This is a genomic window from Mitsuaria sp. GD03876 (genome assembly GCF_029840635.1).
Lineage (GTDB): Bacteria > Pseudomonadota > Gammaproteobacteria > Burkholderiales > Burkholderiaceae_C > Roseateles.
Window position 1 is genome coordinate 22,197 of the sequence record NZ_JAOCCU010000066.1, and the last position, 7,459, is coordinate 29,655.

General features: G+C 70.1%; 6 protein-coding genes and 1 pseudogene. 4 read left to right on the top strand and 3 right to left on the bottom strand.

The window, feature by feature from the left end; all coding sequences use genetic code 11:
* Positions 1-157: 157 nt before the first annotated feature.
* A complete protein-coding gene (locus tag N5D62_RS26510) occupies positions 158-853 on the top strand; it encodes a hypothetical protein (protein WP_279761046.1) in 696 nt (231 codons plus the stop codon).
* Between the two features lie 317 nt (positions 854-1,170).
* Here N5D62_RS26510 and N5D62_RS26515 read toward each other — a convergent pair whose 3' ends face one another.
* Positions 1,171-1,989, bottom strand: a complete 819-nt coding sequence (locus tag N5D62_RS26515) for a thioesterase domain-containing protein (RefSeq protein WP_279761047.1) — start codon at positions 1,987-1,989, stop codon at positions 1,171-1,173.
* 270 nt (positions 1,990-2,259) lie between these two features.
* On the opposite strand from N5D62_RS26515, the gene N5D62_RS26520 reads away from it, so the two are divergent.
* The 3 genes from N5D62_RS26520 to N5D62_RS26530 all read left to right on the top strand — a co-directional run bounded on the left by N5D62_RS26520 (position 2,260) and on the right by N5D62_RS26530 (position 3,691).
* Positions 2,260-2,535: a hypothetical protein gene (locus tag N5D62_RS26520; RefSeq protein WP_279761048.1), complete on the top strand. Its 276-nt coding sequence runs from the start codon at positions 2,260-2,262 to the stop codon at positions 2,533-2,535.
* 455 nt (positions 2,536-2,990) lie between these two features.
* Positions 2,991-3,269, top strand: coding sequence for an AbrB/MazE/SpoVT family DNA-binding domain-containing protein (locus N5D62_RS26525; RefSeq protein ID WP_279761050.1), 279 nt, complete (start codon positions 2,991-2,993; stop codon positions 3,267-3,269).
* The gene (locus tag N5D62_RS26530) at positions 3,266-3,691 is read left to right on the top strand and encodes a type II toxin-antitoxin system VapC family toxin (protein WP_279761052.1); all 426 of its coding nucleotides are present in this window, start codon (positions 3,266-3,268) and stop codon (positions 3,689-3,691) included. Before N5D62_RS26525 ends, N5D62_RS26530 begins: the two co-directional genes overlap by 4 nt.
* Here the strand turns inward: N5D62_RS26530 and N5D62_RS26535 are convergent.
* Entirely contained in the window at positions 3,688-7,047 is a 3,360-nt protein-coding gene (locus N5D62_RS26535) for an error-prone DNA polymerase (RefSeq protein ID WP_279761054.1), read from the bottom strand. The two genes, N5D62_RS26530 and N5D62_RS26535, sit on opposite strands and share 4 nt — an antisense overlap.
* Positions 7,048-7,061: 14 nt before the next feature.
* Positions 7,062-7,459: pseudogene (locus N5D62_RS26540) on the bottom strand (hypothetical protein); the annotation flags it as partial.

Genomic DNA, 7,459 nt, shown 5'->3' on the forward strand with positions numbered 1-7,459 from the left:
ATCGGATGCGCATTCTGCGCGGACCGCGCGGGGCGTGTGACGGCAGCGCCGTAACGGGCGTTACGGCGCGGAGTTACGACCCGACCCGATGGGCGGCTTGGAAACCTCGGGCCCGGGTTTTGCCGATGGGGTGCATCACAACTCGTGGGGGACTGCCATGGTGGCGAATGAAGCCTGGTATCCGGGCGAAGGCGGTGTCGGAGGCGCGGGCCCGATGCGGGCGCCCGCGTCGGCGGTGACCTGGGGCGCGGTGCTGGCCGGCGCCGCGGCGGCGGCGGCGCTGTCGTTGATCCTGTTGCTGCTGGGCGTGGGCCTGGGGCTCGGCGCCGTGTCCCCGTGGGGGACCGACGGGGCGAGCGCGGGCGCGCTGGGCATGGCCAGCGTGGTGTGGCTGGCCTTCACGCAATTGGCGGCGTCCGGAGTCGGCGGTTATCTCGCGGGCCGGCTGCGGGTGCGCTGGCGCGATACCGATGTCGACGAGGTCCATTTCCGCGACACCGCGCATGGGTTGCTGTCCTGGGCGGTGGCGACGCTGTTCACCGCGGCGGCGCTGACCGCGTCGGTAGGCGCGATCGCGGGCATCGGCGTGAAGGCGCCCGGCGCCGCCGCGACCGCGGCGAACGCCGTCGTCGCCACGGCGATGAACGCCACGCCGGCCACCGGTGGAACGACGACCGCTGCCAGTGCCGCGCCAGGCGCATCGGCGGCGATGCCGTCGCCGGCGCTCACCCAGGAAGCGATCGATGCCGCGCGCAAGACGGCGCTGTGGATGTTCGTCTCGCTGCTGATCGGCGCCTTCACCGCGAGCCTGCTGGCGACCTTCGGCGGCCGGCAGCGCGACCGGATCGAATGACCCGATCCCGAGGCCGGATCGGCCGGCCCGGCCCGCCTTCTTCATCGATGACCAGGAGAACCAGATGCGATCGATCCTGCTTTACCTGCTCGGCGTGCCCATCCCGATCATCATCCTCATCGCGTTGATCCGGTGATCCGGTGATCCGGTGATCCGGTGATCCGGTGATCCGGTGATCCGGTGATCCGGTGATCCGGCGATCCGGCGATTGGCCCGGGCCCGCCCAGCGGGCTCGGGCCACCGCCCGTGGCCGCGTTCGCGCGCGGACGTGGGCCTGCGATTCGGCCAAGCCCGTTCCGTCCAGCGTCCAGTTCCGTTCAGTTGATCGCCGGCGCCGCGATGCCGGCCGGATCGAGGCCGTCCGCATATCGGCGCCACGCGCCTGGCGCATGGGAGAGCCGGTCCGCGACGACCTTGAGCACCGCGGGGTTCCAGACCAGTCCGCAATGGCTGCCGTCGACCTCGACGTTCTCGACCATCGGATGGTCCTCGGGCTGCAGGCAGGCCTGCCAGGCGACCACGCCGTCGCTGCGGCTGTAGATCGAGGTGGTGGGCACCTGCGGCGCGGCGATCAGGCGCGACTTGAAGTCGTCGTCGAGCACCGGCAGCGCGCCGTTCACCCAGCGGTAGATCAGGCTGACGTTGGTCTGCGCGGCCTCGCCGGTGATGGGCGTGCCGATGGTGATGACCTGGCGCACCGGCAGCGCGATGCGCTTGGCGACCTCGCGCGCGTAGATGCCGCCCAGGCTCCAGCCGATCAGCGAGACGGGCTGCGGCTGTTCGGCCACCAGCGCCTCGATGTCCGCGGCGAGCGCGTCGAGCCAGCGGTCGATGTCGCCGGCCGGGCCGGTGTTCAGGCCGCGGCCCCAGTCGCGGGCCGCGTAGCCCAGGCCGTGGCAGAAGCCCACCAGCGGCGCGATCGACTGCGCGTCGGCGGCCAGTCCGGGGAACACGATGACGGGATGGCCGTCGCCGCCGGGATGGCCGCTGCGGTCCATGAACCGGCAACTGGCGTATTCCATCGCGGCGCGCAGCGGCTCGATGCCGAGCAGGGCCCAGGAGGGCGAGGGGATGACGGGGACCGGGGCGGGCACCGTGGCGGGCACCGTTGCGGGAAGGGCGGCGATCTTTTTCATGGTCTTCTGGCGGTCGCGTCCGGCGGGGCCGGCGAGATCGCGGTGAGGACAGTTGAGCCCATCTTTGCGCGGCGCGCGTCCCGTGGATATCCCCCAAGCGCCCATGTAGGCGTCGGACGGGGCCTACATCCGGGGGGTTGAAAGCGGGGGGATCGCGGGCGGTCTCTCCCACCGTTGACGGTGATCAGGGGGAGGGACGGCTTTTCGCCGCTGTCGAGGGCTAGGCTTTCCCTCTCGATGAGCGGCGGAGATACCGCCGAGGAGTCTCGAATGAAGAAGATCCGGATGAAGATCGACACGCAGTGCCCCGCGGACCAGGTGTTGCTGCCCGTTGAAGTGATTCAGCACTTGGGGTTGCAGCCAGGAGAAAGCATCGATGTGGACTTTTGGTCCAACGGTACCGTCTATCTCCATCTCGAAAGGCGCAGCAGCCAGGTCGACAGCGTGGCGGGCATCCTTCGCGATCGACCACGTGGACGCAAGAAGCCTGTGTCACTGAAGGAGATCAAGCGCGCGATCGAGGACGGCTGGGCCGGGCGGCGGTGATGAAGGTCACTGCGGATACCAATCTGCTGGTCCGGCTCGTGAGATTTCTCCGACGGTGTCATCGCATGTGAGGGGCGCCGACGCGGCGCCGAGGTGTTCGTGACCTTTGATCGTCGCGCGATTCGCAAGCTGACCCGCTTGGGGTTGAGCGCCCGGGAACCTTGAGCCGGTCCGGGCGTCGTCAATGGAAATCCCGGCTCTCCGTCCTCAACCGGCCCAGCATCGGCGTCAGGTCTTCCAGGTGCCCGGCGATCCGGCCGCTCGTCGAGCTCCCGGGCCAACGTCCAGCGCTGTTCGCCAGCATCGACCGTCGACGGGGCCTACATCGGGGGGGAAGAAGGGGGGATCGCGGGCGGTCTCTCCCACCGTTGACGGTGATCAGGGGGAGGGACGGTTTTTCGCAGAGCACGAAGCCTAGGATTTGAAGAACAGACCCCTGTGGAAGGAGCGATTCAATGAGTCTCGTGATGATCGATTTGCAGCCGATGACGGTGTCCCAGCGTCGCAAGGTGAAGCTCGAGCAATTGGTGCTCGATCACATGAATGTGAAACCAGGCGGGACAGTCGAGGTCGATCTGCTGGCCAACGGATGCTGCGTGTTGCGCGCGACTCGGACTGGCGACATCCGGGAAATCTTCGGCATGCTCGCCGATCGACCGCGGGGACGCGCTGGCGAAGTGTCCATCGAGGAAATGAACGAAGCCATCGCGCAGGGTTGGGCTGGGGAGCCATGAAGGTCACGGTGGACACCAACGTGCTGGTGAGGTGTGTCGTCAAGGACAACCTCGAGCAGGCACGCGCGGCGATGCAGTTGATGGCGGAGGCGGAGGTCGTGGTCGTCGCAGTGGCCTGTCTCTGTGAATTCGCTTGGGTGTTGGGCCGCTCCTATCGATTCGCCTCGGCGGACATCGCCGAGGCGATACGCGCCGTCGTGGCGAGGCCTGTCGTTCAGGTCAATCGATTGGCCGTCGACGCTGGACTCGATGTCCTGGATCTCGGGGGAGATTTCGCGGACGGCGCGATTGCCTGCGAGGGTCGACTGTCCGGCGGGGACCTGTTCATGACCTTCGACAAGGCGGCGCTCAGGCGGTTGACGCACCTGGGCGAGCGCGTGGCTTCGCCCTTCGATTTGCGTGCAAAGGCAGAGGCCGCCTAGTGAAAATCCCGGCTCTCCGTCCTCAACCGGCCCAGCATCGGCGTCAGGTCCTCCAGGTGCCCGGCGATCAGGTTGCGGACATCGCCGCTGCGCTGCCACTTGCCCTTCACCGCCATCAGCCGTGAATGCAGCATCACCTGGCGCTGCCGCTGCCACAGCGCCCGGTGCACGATCACCTGGATGTCCCCGGTCTCGTCCTCCAGCGAGATGAAGATCGTCCCCTTGGCCGTCGCCGGCTGCTGCTTCACCGTCACGATCCCGCAGCCCCGCGCCAGCCGGCCGTCCGGCAGCTCGTCGAGTTCCCGGGCCGACATCCAGCGCTGCTCGCGCAGCATCGGCCGCAGCAGCGCCAGCGGATGCCGCCGCAGCGTCAGGCCCAGCGACGCGTAGTCGAAGACGATCTCCTCGCCCTCCGGCGCCCGCGGCAGCGCCAGGAAGTCCTCCTGCACCGGCGCCGAGGCCAGCAGCGGCGGCGGCGCGTGCTGCGCGGCCGCGTCCCACATCTGCTGGCGCCGGTGGCCGCTGATGCTCGTCAGCGCGTCGCCCGCCGCCAGCATCGTCATCTGCTGCTGGTTCAGCCCGGTGCGCCGCGCCAGGTCCTCCGCGTCGTTGAACGGCCCGCGCCGGCGCTCCCGCACGATCAGCGCCGCCGATCCCTGCTGCAGCCCCTTCACCAGCCGCAGCCCCAGCCGCACCTTCACCTCCCCCGCATCGGCCGCCAGCGCCTCGTCCGACTCCAGGTACGGATCGCCGTCGTCGTCGCAGGCGATCCCATCCTCGTCCAGCGGCAGCGCGTCGAGCGCCTCGACCTCCTTGCCCCGCCGCGTCGGCCGGATCACACGGCCGTCGGCGCGCTCCAGCGTGCAGTCCCAATCGCTGTGCATCACGTCGGGCGGCAGCACCTCGACGCCGCGCCGCTTGGCGTCCTGCACCAGCTGGCTCGGCGAATAGAAGCCCAGCGGCTGCGCGTTCAGCATCCCCGCCAGGAACTCCGCCGGCTTGTGCCACTTCAACCAGCTGCTGGTGTAGACCAGCAGCGCGAACGAGGCCGCGTGCGACTCCGGGAAGCCGTACTCCGAGAAGCCCTTGATCTGCTCGAAGATCTGCTCCGCGAAGGACACCGGATAGTTCCGCTCCCGCATGCCCTCCACCAGCTTCACCCGGTACTTCTCCAGGTTGCCCTTGCGCTTCCACGCCGCCATCGAGCGCCGCAGGTCATCCGCCTCCCCGCCGGTGAAACCGGCCGCGATCATCGCGATCTGCATCACCTGTTCCTGGAACACCGGCACGCCCAGCGTGCGCTCCAGCACCGTCTCCAGGCCCGGCGGATAGTCGACCTGCTCGAAGCCCTGCCGCCGCTGCAGGTAGGGATGCACCATCCCGCCCTGGATCGGGCCGGGGCGCACGATCGCGACCTCGATGACCAGGTCGTAGAAGGTCTTCGGCCGCAGCCGCGGCAGCATGCTGCGCTGCGCCCGGCTCTCGATCTGGAACACGCCGATCGTCTCGGCGCGCTGGATCATCTCGTAGGTCGGCACGTCCCCGTCCGGGATGTCCTGCAACTCGAACGGATAACGCTGGCGCTTGCCGACGAAGTCCAGCGTCTTGCGGATCGCTGTCAGCATGCCCAGCCCCAGCACGTCGACCTTGAGCAGCCCGACCGCGTCCAGGTCGTCCTTGTCCCACTCGATGACGGTGCGGTCAGGCATCGACGCGTTCTCCACCGGCACCATGCGCGTCAGCGGCCCCTGCGTCAGCACGAAGCCGCCCGGATGCTGCGACAGGTGCCGCGGGAAGCCCAGCAGCTCCGAGGTGATCGCCACCAGCTGCCGCACCGCCAGGTCGTCGGCGTCCAGCCCCGACTCGCGCAGCCGCTCCGCGTCGATGGTCTGGCCGTCCCACCACTGGTGGTTGCCGCACAGCGTGTCCAGCACCTCCGGATCGAAGCCCAGCGCCTTGCCCACGTCGCGCAGCGCGCTCTTGACGCGGTACGAGATCACCACCGCCGCCAGCGCCGCGCGCTCGCGCGTGTACTTGCGGTAGAGGTACTGGATGACCTCCTCGCGGCGCTCGTGCTCGAAGTCGATGTCGATGTCCGGCGGCTCGTTGCGCTCCTTGCTGATGAAGCGCTCGAACAGCACCTGCATCCGCTGCGGATCGACCTCGGTGACATGGGTGCAGTAGCAGACGATGGAATTGGCCGCGCTGCCCCGCCCCTGGCACAGGATGCCCTGCGAGCGCGCGAAGTGGACGATGTCGGCCACCGTCAGGAAGTAATGCTCGTAGCGCAGTTCCTCGATCAGCGCGAGCTCGCGCTCGATCTGCTCGGCCGCGGACGCCGGCACGCCGTCGGGCCAGCGCCGGCCCGCGCCCTCGTAGGTCAGCCGGCGCAGGTGGCCGGCCGGCGTCTGGCCGTCGGGCACCACCTCGGACGGGTAGTGGTAGCGCAGCTCGTCCAGCGTGAAGTCGCAGCACGCGGCCACGCGCAGCGTCTCGGCCAGCAGCTCGGCCGGGAAGGCCAGCCCGAGCCGGCCGCGCGCGCGCAGGTGGCGCTCGGCGTTGCGGTCCAGCGCCTGGCCGCACTCGGCCAGCGGGCGGCCCAGCCGCGTCGCGGTCAGCACGTCCTGCAGCGGCTTGCGGCTGCGCACATGCATCGTGGCGTCGCCGACGGCCACCATCGGGATCTCGGTCAGCGCCGCGGCCTCGCGCAGGCGCAGCAGGCGGCTCTCGTCGTCGAGCTCGCGGGTCTGGGTCAGGCCCAGCCAGCAGCGGCCGGTGAAGCGCGACAGCAGCCAGCGCGACATCGCCAGCATCGCCGCCGCCTCCGCGTGCCGGTCCGGGCAGGCCACGACGACGCAGTCGTCCAGCGTGCGCGGGCCGATGTCGTCGGCGGTGCAGCGGTAGGTGCCTTTCTCGGCCGAGCGCCGCAGCCGCGAGATCAGCTGGCACAGGTTGCCGTAGCCGTTGATGCCGCAGGCCAGCACGACCAGCGTGAACGGCGACTGCGCGGCGGGATCGACGCCGTCGCGCGCGTCGGCCGGATGTCCCGCGTCGCGGGCGTCGATGCGGAACTGGCTGCCCACCAGCAGCTTCAGCCCGTGCTGCTTCGCCGCCACGTGCGCGCGCACCATGCCGGCCATCGAGCATTCGTCGGTGATCGCCAGCGCGGCATAGCCGAGCTCCTTGGCGCGCTCGACCAGTTCCTCCGGCCAGCTCGCGCCGCGCAGGAAGCTGAAGTTGGACAGGCAGCGCAGCTCGGCGTAGTCGGGCAGCGCGGACGCGGCCGGCGGGGAGGCCGGTGCTGCCGGCGCGGCAGGCGCGGCGGGCGGCGTGGGGGGCAGGGACGGGGCCGTCATCTCGGAAGTCCCGTTCAGGCGTAGACGCCGTGCAGGAACCAGGCGCTGCCGCCGTCGTCCAGCGGCTGGCGGAAGACCGCGACCACGCCGGCGCTCTCGTTGACCGCGATCCAGTAGTCGCGCACGGCGTTGCGATGGCCGCACTCGACCACCGCGTCGCCGTCATGCGGCGCGAGCGCGGTGAAGAGCGGCACGCGGTCCTCCTCCTTGCCCTGCCCCTTGCCCTTGCCGGGAGGCCTGCCGGAGCGCGCGGGCGCGGCAGCGGCCTCGACCGGGTCGGTCTCGCCGGGGGCCGTGGCGGCCTCCGGTGCCGACCGGGGCAGCCGGTCCCACCAGCCGCCCTCGACGCGGTCGGGCCCGACCAGCAGCGTCAGCGCGCCCTGGTAATGCGGCCGGTGGTCGCGCAGCGCCA